The sequence below is a fragment of the Marimonas arenosa genome (assembly GCF_030848945.1).
In the GTDB taxonomy this organism is placed as follows: Bacteria; Pseudomonadota; Alphaproteobacteria; order Rhodobacterales; family Rhodobacteraceae; genus Marimonas; species Marimonas arenosa.
In genome coordinates this window covers 17,840-31,371 of sequence record NZ_JANHAX010000006.1, presented here as the reverse complement: position 1 = coordinate 31,371, position 13,532 = coordinate 17,840, and the positions used below count along the sequence as shown (strand labels likewise).

General features: G+C 63.1%; 16 protein-coding genes. 4 read left to right on the top strand and 12 right to left on the bottom strand.

Translation table 11 applies throughout. The features are described 5' to 3' along the window. Positions 1-26: 26 nt before the first annotated feature. Positions 27-1,283: a hypothetical protein gene (locus NO357_RS17130; protein WP_306736947.1), complete on the top strand. Its 1,257-nt coding sequence runs from the start codon at positions 27-29 to the stop codon at positions 1,281-1,283. After that, positions 1,280-2,077, top strand: a complete 798-nt coding sequence (locus NO357_RS17125; protein ID WP_306736946.1) for a hypothetical protein — start codon at positions 1,280-1,282, stop codon at positions 2,075-2,077. The genes NO357_RS17130 and NO357_RS17125 overlap by 4 nt, the downstream gene beginning before the upstream one ends. Here NO357_RS17125 and NO357_RS21440 read toward each other — a convergent pair. Beyond that, the gene (locus tag NO357_RS21440) at positions 2,074-2,289 is read right to left on the bottom strand and encodes an Arm DNA-binding domain-containing protein (protein ID WP_376744400.1); all 216 of its coding nucleotides are present in this window, start codon (positions 2,287-2,289) and stop codon (positions 2,074-2,076) included. The two genes, NO357_RS17125 and NO357_RS21440, sit on opposite strands and share 4 nt — an antisense overlap. A gap of 305 nt (positions 2,290-2,594) precedes the next feature. Between NO357_RS21440 and NO357_RS17120 the strand changes: the two genes are divergently transcribed. Beyond that, positions 2,595-2,867: a hypothetical protein gene (locus tag NO357_RS17120; RefSeq protein WP_306736945.1), complete on the top strand. Its 273-nt coding sequence runs from the start codon at positions 2,595-2,597 to the stop codon at positions 2,865-2,867. Positions 2,868-3,009: 142 nt separating this feature from the next. Beyond that, positions 3,010-3,885 carry a CobW family GTP-binding protein gene (locus tag NO357_RS17115; RefSeq protein ID WP_306736944.1) on the top strand — a complete coding sequence of 292 codons (876 nt, stop codon included), beginning with the start codon at positions 3,010-3,012 and terminating at the stop codon, positions 3,883-3,885. Here NO357_RS17115 and NO357_RS17110 read toward each other — a convergent pair whose 3' ends face one another. The 11 genes from NO357_RS17110 to NO357_RS17060 form a co-directional block, all read right to left on the bottom strand. Then, positions 3,886-4,170 (bottom strand): hypothetical protein, encoded by a 285-nt coding sequence (locus tag NO357_RS17110; RefSeq protein WP_306736943.1) that lies wholly within the window; start codon positions 4,168-4,170, stop codon positions 3,886-3,888. A 38-nt stretch (positions 4,171-4,208) separates the two neighbouring features. Further along, positions 4,209-4,811 (bottom strand): PspA/IM30 family protein, encoded by a 603-nt coding sequence (locus tag NO357_RS17105; protein ID WP_306736942.1) that lies wholly within the window; start codon positions 4,809-4,811, stop codon positions 4,209-4,211. 135 nt (positions 4,812-4,946) lie between these two features. After that, a complete protein-coding gene (locus NO357_RS17100; protein WP_306736941.1) occupies positions 4,947-5,552 on the bottom strand; it encodes a TetR/AcrR family transcriptional regulator in 606 nt (201 codons plus the stop codon). Positions 5,553-5,678: 126 nt separating this feature from the next. Then, on the bottom strand, positions 5,679-5,996 hold the full coding sequence (locus tag NO357_RS17095) for an ArsR/SmtB family transcription factor (protein ID WP_306737250.1): 318 nt from the start codon (positions 5,994-5,996) through the stop codon (positions 5,679-5,681). A 97-nt stretch (positions 5,997-6,093) separates the two neighbouring features. Continuing rightward, positions 6,094-7,326 (bottom strand): mandelate racemase/muconate lactonizing enzyme family protein, encoded by a 1,233-nt coding sequence (locus NO357_RS17090; RefSeq protein WP_306736940.1) that lies wholly within the window; start codon positions 7,324-7,326, stop codon positions 6,094-6,096. Between the two features lie 247 nt (positions 7,327-7,573). After that, the gene (locus NO357_RS17085; protein WP_306736939.1) at positions 7,574-8,656 is read right to left on the bottom strand and encodes a Zn-dependent alcohol dehydrogenase; all 1,083 of its coding nucleotides are present in this window, start codon (positions 8,654-8,656) and stop codon (positions 7,574-7,576) included. A 73-nt stretch (positions 8,657-8,729) separates the two neighbouring features. Further along, positions 8,730-9,938: a TCR/Tet family MFS transporter gene (locus NO357_RS17080; RefSeq protein ID WP_306736938.1), complete on the bottom strand. Its 1,209-nt coding sequence runs from the start codon at positions 9,936-9,938 to the stop codon at positions 8,730-8,732. 139 nt (positions 9,939-10,077) lie between these two features. Continuing rightward, positions 10,078-10,785, bottom strand: coding sequence for an alpha/beta fold hydrolase (locus NO357_RS17075; protein ID WP_306736937.1), 708 nt, complete (start codon positions 10,783-10,785; stop codon positions 10,078-10,080). A gap of 178 nt (positions 10,786-10,963) precedes the next feature. Beyond that, positions 10,964-11,752 (bottom strand): 3-oxoadipate enol-lactonase, encoded by a 789-nt coding sequence (gene pcaD, locus NO357_RS17070; protein WP_306736936.1) that lies wholly within the window; start codon positions 11,750-11,752, stop codon positions 10,964-10,966. A gap of 87 nt (positions 11,753-11,839) precedes the next feature. Beyond that, on the bottom strand, positions 11,840-12,157 hold the full coding sequence (locus tag NO357_RS17065) for a 5-aminolevulinate synthase (RefSeq protein WP_306736935.1): 318 nt from the start codon (positions 12,155-12,157) through the stop codon (positions 11,840-11,842). A gap of 140 nt (positions 12,158-12,297) precedes the next feature. After that, a complete protein-coding gene (locus NO357_RS17060; protein ID WP_306736934.1) occupies positions 12,298-13,494 on the bottom strand; it encodes an endonuclease/exonuclease/phosphatase family protein in 1,197 nt (398 codons plus the stop codon). Positions 13,495-13,532: the final 38 nt, after the last annotated feature.

Sequence of the window (13,532 nt, the reverse complement as noted above, 5' to 3'; positions counted from 1 at the left end):
CTGAGAGAAACAGCGGAAGGTGAAAAATGCCGGGGAATCCAAGACTTGGAACAGTCTTTGCCAAGAACGCCTGCCGTGAGGGATGGCCCAATCCCACTTTTCCGAGCTTAGTTGCAGCAGCGCTTGTTTTCCTAATCGTACCGGGCCAGAGCCAGGCGCAGCAGACTGACGCGGATTTCAATACGTATTGCCGCGTCACTTACAGTAATAGCACTTACCAGAAGATCCCCCAGTCTTGGGGCACGGAACATGCCTGTGTGCAGGGCGGAACCCGGCAAGGGATCGATCTGGGCGAAGCCTGCTACCTGACAACTGGAAGTCGACAGTTTGAAATCTCGGGGGCCCGCGTATTGTGCTCGGGCACACCAGACACGGCTCCGGATCCGACTGCAAACGATCTTGGTGAGCCGGACTTTGCCCGATACTGCCGCGAGGAATTCGCCGGAAGCACATACGAGAAGCGCGCCGAGCCGCAAGGAGCGGCTCATTATTGCCGCCGCCCGGGCAGTACGGGTGGCTTTACCTTGCAGCCAGTCAGCCTTGCCTCGGCGTGTCGCGCGGCCTGGGGAAGCGCGGCCTACCGCGCTGAGGGCGACCGCGTGTTCTGCGTTATGGAAAGCAGCTCAGTAGAAACAATGCCAGGGGTGGTCATTCCCGGCGAACCGGGCCGGCCAGCAAATCCGGATGCGCCGCCTGATTTTCCGAACATCCCGCCGATCAACCCACCATTTCCCGGACCGTCCTTTCCTGGCCCGGTGCCTTCTGGCCCGGCGGCGGAGGCAACGCCCCCTCCTGACGGGCGTGACGACGCGATCGTGGAGCGGGCCTGCACGGCGACACCGGTTGGCGCCTGGACCAGTGGCACGCTTCCCATGGTCCAAGAAATCCAACGAAATATGGAGCGAGAGTTAGGCAAACCCTGTGACGGGCCGGCTGAGCTTTGCCAAGGATATTATGGGGGTGTCGCGACGCAACACTACTTTGAAACGTTGATGATTTTTCAATGCCACCAGTCGTTTATCAAATATTCGGAAGAGAGCGCCATTGGTGATTTCGCTCTGGCAATAGATGAGGCCTGCACCATCGAACCAATTCTTAACGAGATGATCCAGCGGGCGCAGTCGTTTGGTTTCCCGATGCCGGCCCAGCACTATCTGATCATCAATGAAACCGAGTTCCACGAAATTTGTGATTGTAAGACAGAGCCGACCGACTTCAAGGCGCTAGCCGAGGAGTTGATGCGGCAGGCTGACAAGGATCTTCTTGAGGAGTTTCTCCAATGAGGTTTGGCATATCGAACTACTTTGCGAGATCTCTTTTGGTCCTGGTCCTCACGGTAACATCCGTCGCAGCCCAGACTGAAAACGCGGGGTTTACACCCGCGGAACTATTGGCCCCTGACTTTCGCACATCCGACGGCAGCTGGAACCAATCCAGCCGAGACGCGCGCAAGATACAAGACGAAATGCTGGTGAATAAGGGTAATGACGACACCCTCGCCGGATACAGTATCGACGAGTTTTCGAACCGCGCCGATTTTGCCGAGCTCTGGGCAAAGAAACAGGATGAGGTTCGATTCCGGGATGTTGTCGGGCAATTGGAACGTGAGCAGGCCACTCTAGAGGCACGTGCTTCCCAGATCGAGACTTTGCGCAATGCTGTGTCCGGGGAACTTGATCGGGAAAAGGCTCGCTGGCATGAACTATTAGATGAGGACAGCGTATTGGAAGAGCTTGCCCAGTCTGCAGGCATCAAGTTAGGCACGTTCCTGACGTCGAAAACCCTCGGCTGGCTTGGGGCCAAAATCAGCTCGAAAGTCGCCTCGGTCGCTGTCACGGGTGCTGGCAAGGTGCTGGGTCCGATCGGAACCCTGGTTTCAATCTATGATTTCTTTGACGCCTATGGCGAATACGCGGAAATGAAACTGATGCTGGACCGGATGCTCGAACGGGTTGAAATAGTCGCGTATCTGAACGTTCTGATCAAAAAATATGACGGCGTTATCGCCACTCAGGATGAGATAATAAGCGAGCTGTACCTGTCCTATGCGCGCTATGCGCGGACAGGATGCCACTAGGGTGAACTCGAATGACGTTTCGACGAGCTGCTACCCGATCCGATCTCCCGTCGCTTACCTCTGACAGTCACCCGCTGCACCCAGAAGCGAGACCCATTGGCATTGACCTTCAGGTAGAGGCCCGTGCCGTGTCCATCGTGGTATTTGCCTGGGACTCGTAGCGACTTCACAAAGGCTGCTGAAAGTGATTTGGCGATGGTATGTTCCCCCAATCGTTCCCCTAAATGTGAGAGATTACCGGAGACGATTCTAGGCGGCTTGCGAAAATGCTGCAATTAAATAATTGATTATAAATCATTTTAGACCTGTTCAGAGAGCGCGTGAGAACAAGATATGGCTCTTTCCGGGATCGCCATTCCTGTCTCGGACGCGCATGCAAGGCGCGGCCCAGCGTGGCCGGCCGGCTTCAGGATTCGCTCAGAACTTCGTCAGGACCGGTTGCGGGGTCGGCGGTTAGGCTGGGTCGCATATTGACAGCGTCGCAGGTTTCGGACGCGGAACAGTGCAGGAGGAGACCATGACACACGCCGGGTTGAGATCGGACGGAGAGCTGGTACAGGCGGTTTCGGACAAGGTGAGCGACGACACGCGCGTTGACGACTTTGCGTTTTCCTTCTCGGCAGAGGGAGATGACAAGCTGCCGACCGATCCGATCATTATCGCGGACCTGCCACATCCGCCGCCGCAACCGGTCGACCCCTACTCGGTTGACCCGGGTGACCCCGAGAGGATTGTGGACCGTTCCGATCCCGACACCGACGCGGGCAGCGATTGGGATTTCCTGACCTAACGGGGCGATTTCCCCGGCATGGAGGCCTTGTGCCCCGGGCGGAATCCCGCATTCTGGCGTGGTGACGGGGCGGTGCGAGCACGCGTCCCGCGCCGCAACGCACCTGCGGTCCGGATCGGACCGCAAAAACGCCGGGGGAGCCATGCACAAACTGCCGTTGACCGTGATCGGGGGCTATCTGGGCGCCGGAAAGACGACGCTGATCAACCGGCTTCTGAGCGAGGATCACGGTGTGCGTGTGATGGTGATGGTCAACGATTTTGGCGCGGTCAACATCGATGCCGCGCTGTTGAAATCGGCGTCGGGCGACACCATCGAGCTGACCAACGGCTGCGTCTGCTGCACCATGGGGGCGGATCTGTTCCTGGCGCTGGGCGACGCCCTTGACCGCCGGCCGCGGCCGGATCACCTGGTGATCGAGGCCAGTGGCATCGCAGATCCCAAGAAGATCGCCAACGCCGCCCGGGCCGAGCCTGAAATGACCTATGGTGGCATCGCCGTGGTGGTCGATGGCGAGAATTTTCCGGCCCTTTCCGCCGATCCGCAGATCGGAGAGCAGATCAGGGGGCAGGTGGGCGTGGCCGACCTGCTGATCGTGTCGAAATGTGGGGCCGAGGTGCCGACCACGCTGGCGCTGCAACTGGCGGCGTTGTCGGCGGCACCGGTGGTGGCGATGGATGCGCTCGACACGGTGGCCCCGCTGCTGTTGTCGGGGATCGAGCCGGGGCGGGGCAGGGGACAAGGCGCACCGCATGGCGACTATGTGACCTGGAGCCACGAGGGCGACGAGAGCTATGATCGAGAGGCGTTGCAGGCCAAACTAAAAGCCGCCCCCGAACAGCTTTACCGGGTGAAAGGCATGATCCGCGGTGCCGGGGACGAGGGTTTCGAGATTCACAAGGTCGGCCCCTCGATCGAGATCACCCGGGGGCCGCAACCGGGCAAAACCCGCCTCGTCGGCATCGGGCCGCGAGGCGGGCTGAGTGCGGAAGAGATCCGCGACTGGTGGGAAGGCTGATTAGGTCTCCTCGCCGGCGATGAATTCTTCCAGCAGGCGTTCGTTCTTGGCGTCTTCGAGTTGCTTCGGCCGGCCTTCGCGCGGCAGAGTGTCGAAACGGTATTCGACGAAGTTCACCAGGCCAAAAGTCAGCATCAGTACGCCGATGCCCCAGTAGCTCTTGGTCGACAGCGGCACGTCGGTGGAGAGATAGAGCGATAGCCCGAGCAGCACGGAGGCCGCGATGGCGCCGGCGCCGTTGAACAGCATGATCAGGGTGTTGTCGGTCTTGGTCGTGTTCAGCATTTGCTATTTCCTTCGAATGGGTTGGTGTGGAGAAAAGGTCAGGTTTCGGACTTCAGGCGGTCGAGCACGGCGCGGCCGGTGACGCGGGTTGCGGGGCCGAACCCGGCCTCGGCCATGCGTGAGGCGAGCCCGTCATGGCCGAGTTCGGCGTCGATCCCTTTGAGGATCTCGGTCTGTTCAAACGGGTCATCGCGGTCGAGCACGCGGGCGATCGGCGCCTCGGCCTGGCTGGCGGCATCCGGGCCCGAGAGGGTTTTGCTGAGGCGCGCCTGCATGGTCTGTTCGCGTTTCACGGCGCGGGCCTGGATGGCGCCCTGCTTGAGGTCGATGATACGGCAGTGGCCGGCCTCGACCGAAGATCTGCGCCGCAGCACCTGGTGGTCGAGCCGCGCGGCGGTTTCGGCCCGGAGCGCAAGTTCGTCTTCCATCCTGGCAATCGCCTCGGCGGCTTCGCCGGCCAGCGCTTCGTTGCCGGCCTCGAGCGCTTCGCGGGTGCGCCTGGTCATCGTGGCAATGCGGGTTTTCAGCGCGTCGGCCTGGCGGCTTTCCGATTTCTGCCGCTGGATCAGGCTGGCCAGCGTGGCTTTGGCGGCCGTCAGGTTGACCTCGGATTCACGGATTTTCTGATCGATCAACTCCATTGCGAATTGATCGGCGACCCGTGCTTCGGCCTTGGCCTGAGCTCCGGGGAACAGGTCTTGAGCGTTGCGAACATCGGCTTCCCCTTTTCGTGAATAAAGTTCACGACCCGGATATAGCGATGCCTTGAACGTCGTTCAGGAAGCAGTCTGTTTCGTGGTGATATTTCGCAAAAGCAGAGCGATCATCTGTTCCAGACGGTCGCGGGGCACGCCGGAGATTCGGTTTTCAACGCCGAGCAGTACGATGCCATGGACCGAGGAGAACAGCGTGCGGGTCATCAGGTCGAGCTCGTCCTCGTCGATCTTGGGAAACAGCCGCGCCAGCGGACGGGCGATGTTGGCGAAAAGGTGGTCGAGTTCTTCGAGATACCAGGCCGGCACTTCCTGTTCGGTCGACATCTGGATGTCGAACAGGGTGCGCCAGAGTTTTGGATTGTCGGTGGCGAATCGCAGATAGGCATAGGACATGGCGATCAGCTGTTCGATCGGGTCCTCTGGCGCGCCCTGGACCGCCGCGGCGACCGACTTGCCGAGCTTGCGGAAGGTGCGGCCGTTCACGGCAACGACGATCTCACTGATGTCGGCGAAGACGTTGTAGATCGCACCGATTGCGCAGCCGGCCTCGCGCGCCAGATCACGGGCGCGGATGGCGTCCATACCGTCGCGCGCGATGGTCGTCTCGGCGATTTCGACCAGCTTGTCCCGCAACGCCTCGCGGCGGGCTTTGGCTTTCCCGGCCATGTCTCATCCCCTGTGTCATGAACCGCGTTCAGGATATCGGGGAGCGGTCGTCAAGGGAACACGTGATTTCGGACTCGCATTACCTACGATTGGCAGGAATCTTTGATGCCGCCGATGCCGCCGCGATCAGGTGCAGGCGATGGCATCGCCCGGTTCGGTGCCCTCGGGGCCGCAGAACAGCCGATAGAGCAGCGAGATCACTTCGTAGGTGCTGTCGTCCGCGAGGCTGTAATAAACCGTCTTGCCGTCGCGGCGGGTCGAGACCAGCCCCTCCTCGCGCAATCGCGCGAGCATCTGGCTGACCGCCGCCTGGCGGATCTCGAGCAGGTTTTCCAACTCGCCCACCGATTTCTCTCCCGAGCCCAGATGGCACAGGATCATCAGCCGCCCTTCATGGGCAAGCGTCTTGAGATAGGCGGCGGCCGTGGCCGCGCTGCGGGCCATTTCCGCGGGCGGGGCTGGCGGGGCTTTGTCTTCCACGAGCAGGTGTCCTCCCTTGATCACATTCGGGAGTTAGCACATGTGAACTGGAAAAGCGAGATCAAGTGGGTTTCGCCGGAGCGCCGCCTTGAAAATTGTTGCCGTTGGCATAGTCGCAGGGCGCTTCCTGCATCTGCAGGTGCAGGCCGGTTCCGGTAAAGGGGTGCGCGCGGGCCAGCGCTTCGTCGAATTCGATGCCGAGACCGGGAGCGTCGGGCGGGGTCACGAAACCGCCGTCGACGGAAATGGCGCCGCCGATCAGGTCGCGGTGGAAGTCGGTTTCGATCGTTTCCAGCAGCAGGAGGTTGGGAATCGAGGCGGCAAGGTGGATGTTGGCGGCCCACTCCACCGGCCCGGCATAGAGATGCGGCGCCATCTGGGCGTTGAAGGCTTCTGCAATGGCGGCGGTCTTTTTCATCTCCCAGATGCCTCCAGCACGCCCCAGCGCCGGTTGCAGAATTTCGGCCGCACCGGCGCGCAGCACGGCGGTGAATTCGGCCTTGGTGGTCATCCGTTCGCCGGTGGCGACGGGGATGCGGACGTTGCGGGCGACACGCGCCATGTCGGCGATATTGTCAGGCGGGGTGGGTTCCTCGAACCAGAGCGGGGAAAAGGGTTCGAGCGCCTGTCCAAGGCGCAAGGCGCCGGCGGTCGAAAACTGGCCGTGGGTGCCGAACAGCAGGTCGGCGCGGTCGCCGACGGCGTCGCGGATCGCCTTGCAGAAGGCGACCGAGGTGGAAATGTCCGACATTGCCGGCATGTGGCCGCCGCGGATGGTATAGGGCCCGGCGGGGTCGAATTTCACCGCCGTGTAGCCTTTTTCGACCATTGCCGCGGCGCATGTCCCCGCCGCGTCGGCATCGGTCCAGAACGTGTCCATGTTCTGGCCGAGGAGCGGGTAGAGATAGGTATAGGCGCGGATGCGGTCGTTCATCCGGCCGCCCAACAGCGCCCAGACCGGGCGCTCACGGTGCTTGCCGAGGATGTCCCAACAGGCGATCTCGAGCCCCGAGAAGGCCCCCATGACGGTCAGGTCGGGGCGCTGGGTGAAGCCCGAGGAATAGGCGCGGCGGAACATCAGTTCGATATTTTCAGGAGTCTCGCCGTGCATGTGCCGCTCGAACACGTCTTGGATCACCGCCTTCATCGCTTCGGGGCCGACAGAGGAGGCATAGCATTCGCCCCAGCCGGTGAGGCCGGTGTCGGTGGTGAGTTTGACGAAGATCCAGTATCGCCCGCCCCACCCGGGGGCCGGTGGCGCGGTGACGATGATGTCGAGGTCGGTGAGTTTCATGGAGGGCCTCGTAGCGTGGGTTTCCTGTCCAGCATCTTCGCGCCATCGGATCATGACAAGCCCGTCGTCGCCGGAATCAGTCCTCTTTGCGTCACGCCTGTCGGGTCTATCCGGAATTCCCGGAACGATTACCGCGCCCCTGGCGCCGCGGTGCGGGGCGGCCCCACAACACGAGGGCGCGCGCCCTCGTGCTCCGTGCCGACGACGGACCATGTCCTTTGGCGGGCGCAGATTTTGGGTCAGGCGGTCAGAACAGGATCACGTTGCGCCGGGCGGCACCGGTCTTGGTGTCAGCGATGGCCTCGTTGATCTGTTCCAGCGACCAGCGGTTCGAAATCAACTCGTCGAGCTTCAGCCGGCCCTGCTTGTAGAGGTCGATCATCCACGGGATGTCGCGCTTGATCACTACGTCGCCCATCTTGGTGCCGAGGATGTTCTGGCCGGCGTCGGCCATGTTCAGCGGGCTATAGCTGCTGTCCTGCCCGACATGCGGCATGCCGACCATCACCACGTTGCCGCCGCGGGCGAGATAGCGCGGCGCCTCGTCATAGGCCTGGGCCACGCCTACGGTGACAAGCACCGCATCGGCGCCGCGGCCCATCGCCGCCTTCGCCGCGCGCCAGGGCTTGCCATCGCTGGCCAGCACCCCGTCGGTGGCGCCGAACTCGCGGGCCGCATCAAGTTTCTCTTCGACCATGTCGACCGCCACGATGCGCCGGGCACCGGCGATACGGGCGCCCTGGATGGCGTTGAGACCCACGCCGCCGGCGCCGATCACCACCACGTCCTGACCGGCGCGGACGCCGGCGGCGTTTACCGCGGCGCCGACGCCGGTGATCACGCCGCAGGAGATCAGCGAGGCGACGTCCTTGGCGACGTCGTCGGGGATTCTGACGATCTGGCTCTGATCGACCACAACCTTTTCAGCGAAGGCGCCGCTGGCCATGGCCTGAAGCACCGGCGTGCCGTCCGGCATGGTCAGCGGACCCTTGGTGCCATCATATGGGGTTTCGCAGATCGTCGGTTTGCCCGAGCCGCAGGACGGGCAGGTACCGCAGGCGCGGATCAGCGTAACGCAGACGCTGTCGCCCACCTCGAACCCCCTGACACCCGGGCCGATTGCCGAGACGCGGCCGGCGGCTTCGTGGCCATAGATGGCCGGTAGGGCGCCGCCGAAACCGCCTTCCCAGAAGCTGATGTCGGAATGGCAGATCGCCACCGCATCGAGATCGACCTGGACCTCGCCCAACGCGGGCGCGCGCAACTCGACGGTTTCGATTTTCAACGGCTCTCCGAATGCGTGGCAGACGGCGGCTTTGATCGCGGTCATGGGCCCCTCCCTGGCTGTTCTTGTCGCAAACCTGCGGCTTGGCGGGGCGCCATGCAAGGGGGAAATGCGGGGCTCAGGCCTCTGACGGAACGGAACTACGGGCATACAGCCACAGGCTGGCCAGCATCAGCGCCGCGGCCACCAGGAACGGCGCGCCGGGCAGGTAGACCGGGGCGTCAGACCGTGTGAAGAGTGCGAAGGTCTGGGTCATTGCCAGCGGCGCGAGGATCATCGCCACCGAGGTGGCCGAGGTCAGCACGCCCTGCAATTCGCCCTGGGCGTCGTCGCCAACAGATTGCGACATCGCCGCCTGTAGCGCCGGCAGCGACAACGAGCCCAGCGCGGCGATCGGGATCATCACCAGCAGCAACGTGCCGCTGGCGATGAAGGCCAGGATCAGAAGTGACACCAGTTCGAAGCCGAACCCGATCAACACCGTGCCACGCTGACCGGCGCGGCGGATCACCGGATTCACCAGCAGGCCCATGACCAGCGCGTAGAAGAAGCCGTAAAGCCCGAGCGTGACGCCGATCATCGCCCCGGACCAGCCGAACCGTTCGGTCAGGAAATACGCCCAGACCGCCGGATAGACCATGGTGGCGACCTGGAAGAAGAAATAGACCGTGATCAGGCGGTTGAGGCCGGCCAGGCGGGCCACCGCGCGGAAGGCTCCGAACGGGTTGGCGCGGGTCCGATCGAACGGGCGGCGGATGGCGTCGGTCACGGTTTCGCGCAACACGAAGAAACCCAGTGCGGCATTGCCGAGCGCCAGTGCTCCTGCTGCCCAGAATGGCGCGCGGGTTCCGTATTCGGCCAAAAGCCCGCCCAGCACCGGGCCCAGCACGAAACCGACGCCGAACCCCGCCGCAACCAGTCCGAACCGTGCCGCCTTCTGTGCCCGGGTCGAGATATCGGCCATATAGGCATTGGCGGTGGAATGGGTGGCGGCGGTAACGCCGCCGACCAGCCGGGCAACCAACAGAAGCCACATGCTCTGGGCCAGGGCCATCACCACGTAGTCCGCCGCCATCACCAGCAGCGAAATCAGCAGCACCGGCCGACGACCGTAGCGATCGCTGAGGGCGCCGATCAGGGGCGCGAAGAGAAACTGCATGATGGCAAAAACGGTCGAGAGAATGCCGCCCCAGACCGCCGCATCGGCCACCGACCCGCCGCCGATCTCGGTCAACAGCGCCGGCATCACCGGCATGATTAGCCCGATTCCGATGGCGTCGATCACCACGGTGAGCACGATGAAGAGAACGGGCAGGCGGTTGTCCATCTGGGCGTCCGGAGGTTGCGGGCTGGCGGCTAAATAGAACCAGCCCGACCAAAGCGGAAGCGTCGACCGGCTATGACCTCGGGGAAAGTCGGGTTTTCCTTACCTGCCGGACCCGCCGGGTCGGGACGGCCCACCCCGGCTAGGATGCGATTTGGGTCAGGAGCCGCGCCAGCCGACCCGGGTCGGCGAAAAAAGGCGAATGCGAGGTCGGCATCTCGTAGACATCCGTTGCCGGCCAGCTTTCGGTCATGGATATCTGGTATTCCGGCGGAATGGTGCGGTCGTCCATGCAGCGGATGTAGCTGCGCGGGACCGAGGCGTAATTCGCGCCCAGCGGACAGGGGGTTTCCTGCGGTGCTACCGCCTGGGCGCAGAGCCGCGTGTTGGCATAGGCCACCGTGCCGTCGGGGCAGTCGTGATAGAAAACCTTTTCGGTCTGGGCCGGGTCGATGCGGAAGCTGCGGCCATCCTCGGATCGCATCACCGCCGGCATCAGTGGCTGGCGCGGAGCGCGCTTGCGCATCTCGGCAAGGGTCAGATCACCCTCGGGCACGTAGGCGCAGAGATACACCAGACGCGCGACCTTTTCTGGCGCCATCTCGGCGGCGAGCGAGATCGGGTAGCCGCCCATGGAATGACCGACCAGTGTCACGGGCTGGTCGATCGCGTCGAGAATCGCTTCGGCATAGGCCTGGAGCGTGACCTGCGGGATCGGGGTGAGGTCGCCGCCATGGCCGGGCAGGTCGATGGCGCGTGCGGTGTGGCCCAGCGCCGTCAGTTCCGGGATCATGTCGCGCCAGCACCAGGCGCCATGACAAGAGCCGTGGATCAGCAGGAAATCGGCCATGGGTTGCGTTCCTGTCGGTTGGAATCGCACATTATCATAGGTTGTCAGAGCGGTGTGGGGAAGGGGCATGTGTTTGCCGGTTCCGCGGAGCGGTCGTGGTCCTCACCTGCCCGACAACGTCCGACAGCGGCTGCGAAAGATCAGTGAGACGGGCGCAGGGGTCCGGTTAGGGGGGCGATCAGAGATGGCCGATCGCTTCGAGAAATGCAGTCAGCGTCGCACCGTAATCCGTGGGCTTCTCGACGCAGGGCAGATGTCCGGCACGGCGGATGAGATGAAACTGCGATCCGGGAACCAGATCGACCGTCTCGCGCACCAGGTCGGGCGGGGTCGAGCCGTCCTCGCTGCCGGCGATGCCCAGCGTCGGCAGGCGCAATCCGGAGGTCGGGGTGTAGAAATCGGTGCCCGAAATCGCCGCCATGCAGCCGAGATAGCCTTCGACAGGCTGGCGGGTCAGCATGTTGCGCCAGGCCAGAAGCTCTGGCGTGGCGCGGAACTCGCGGGAAAACCATCGCTCCATCGTCGCGTCGGCGACGGCTTCGATCCCGCCTTCGTGCACTGCGGCGATGCGTTCGTTCCACATCGCCGGCTGGCCAATCTTCGCCGCCGTGTTGGACAGAACCATGCCCCGCACCAGATCAAGACGCTTCACCGCCAGGCCTTGCGCGATCATGCCGCCGATCGACAGACCAACGAAGACCACCTCGCTCAGCCCCAGGTGGTCAAGCAGCCGTTCGGCGTCGCGCACCAGCGCGCCCATGGCGTAGGGCCCGGCCGGGCAGGACGACAGCCCGTGCCCACGCTTGTCGTAGCGCAGCAGCCGCAACGACGGCGGAAGGTGCGGCACCAGCGCGTCCCACAGCCGCAAATCGGTGCCCAGCGAGTTGGCGAAGACCACCACCGGCCCATCCTCGGGGCCGTCGAGGCGGTAGTGCAGCGTCACGTCATCGAGATCGGCCATCTGCATCGGGGGACTCCTTGCCGGACAATGATTGTCCGATAGGATTGGCCCGCTATGCGAGCTTGTCAAACTCCGGCTGGACCCAAGGGGGGCCTAGTGCGAGATCACCGCGAGCCCGGCCAGCACCAGCACCCCGCCCAGCGCGTCACGCGGCCCCAGCCCTTCGCCGATGAGCCAAGCGAAACCCAGCACCACGACGGTTTCGACCGCAATGATCACGAGATAGAGCGCGCCGAGATCGATATTGCGCATCAGCGTGACCTCGGCATGGGTGGCGGCGTAGAAGCCCACGAGCAGAAGCGCCAGCGCTAGCAGTGTCCAGTTGCCCGAGGCGAGTTTCATGCCGATCGTGGCGATGGCATAGCCCAGCGCGGCCACAACCACGACGCCATAGGTGCGAAACAGGTCCAAATCCATATCGATGACGGGGCGACACTGGTACTGAAAACGGGATGATTACACTCACCGCCCGAGACAAAATTCCTGGTAGAAGCGAGATCATGATGGCCGGCATTGCGCGACCGGGCCAGTCTGGTATTCCCGACCCCCGATCAGAGGTCTTCGCCCAGCACCATATGGGCCATGATCTGCCCGTGATCCGAGGCGAGCTTGTTATACGGTGCCTCGGGGTGCGACCCGTCGGTGAGGTGGTCGTTGAACGCGCTGAAATACTCCATCCCGCCGATCCGCTTCTTGTAGTCAGGGTGGAAATGGCGCGACAGGTAGATTTGATCGATCGACTCGAAAACGCCGCCGAAGGCCGAGGTAAAGACCATGTCGCGCAGCGATTTGCGCACGAAAAGCTTCTCCGCCGAATGCAGCCGCACCCGTTCGACGTTCTCGGTGATGTGCTCGGCTTCCTGCTTGGAATAGCGGTCGTTTTCGTTTTTGGCGTCGTGGCGCAGCATCCAGGCGTAGTTGTGGAATGGCAGTTCGCCGGTGACGATCTCGGAACTGACCGCATGTTCGCCGTCGTTGAAATCACCCAGTGCAATCACCGGGCGGCCGAGGTCGAGCTCGCGCAGGATTTCGCGGCGCAGGACCCAAGCCTCGGCCATGCGCCGGAGCCCCGACCGCAAGCTGCCCATGGCGCGGCCGGCGGCGTCATAGGCCAGCAGGTTGGCCTCGCGCGCGAAATCGGCGCCTTTGGGTTTGATGTGTTCGCCAAGCTTGGATTTCAAATGGCAGATGAACACGCTGATTTGTTCACCGCCCACATTCACGCGCGCCTTGAGAATCGGGCGCGACAGCCTTGTGACGGTGTAGTGCCCGGCCTCGGCGCCGCCAAGCTCCTGCAGCGGGATGGTCAGCGGCGTGTCGAGTTCCTGCAGCACCTCGGGCGGCTCGACGAAACCGTGGCGCGACAGGATGGCGAGCCCCGGGCGGCGCTGGCCCGGAGCCCCATCGTGGATATTGGGGGCGAAGGCGAGCGCCGCATCGCGGTAGCCTTGATAGACCAGTTTCCGAAAGATTGCCTTCTTGCGGTAACTCTTGGACGAATCCGGCAAGGCCGTTTGGTTGAGCGCCTCGCCCCGCCGGTCGGCCTCGTCGATGACATCGCGCAGCGCGTCTTCCTCGAAGATTTCCTGAAAGCCAATGATATCGGAATCCATCGCGATCAGCTGTTCGGCGACCCAGTCCTTCTTCCAGGCGTATTCCTCGGGGGTGTAGCTCAGGAATTCATAGAATTCCTTGTCGGGGCCGATCAGGTTCTTGACGTTGAACGAGGCAATCGTGAAACGGGTCATGGCCATATCCTTTCCCGGGCATGGTTCCGGGCGGCGGA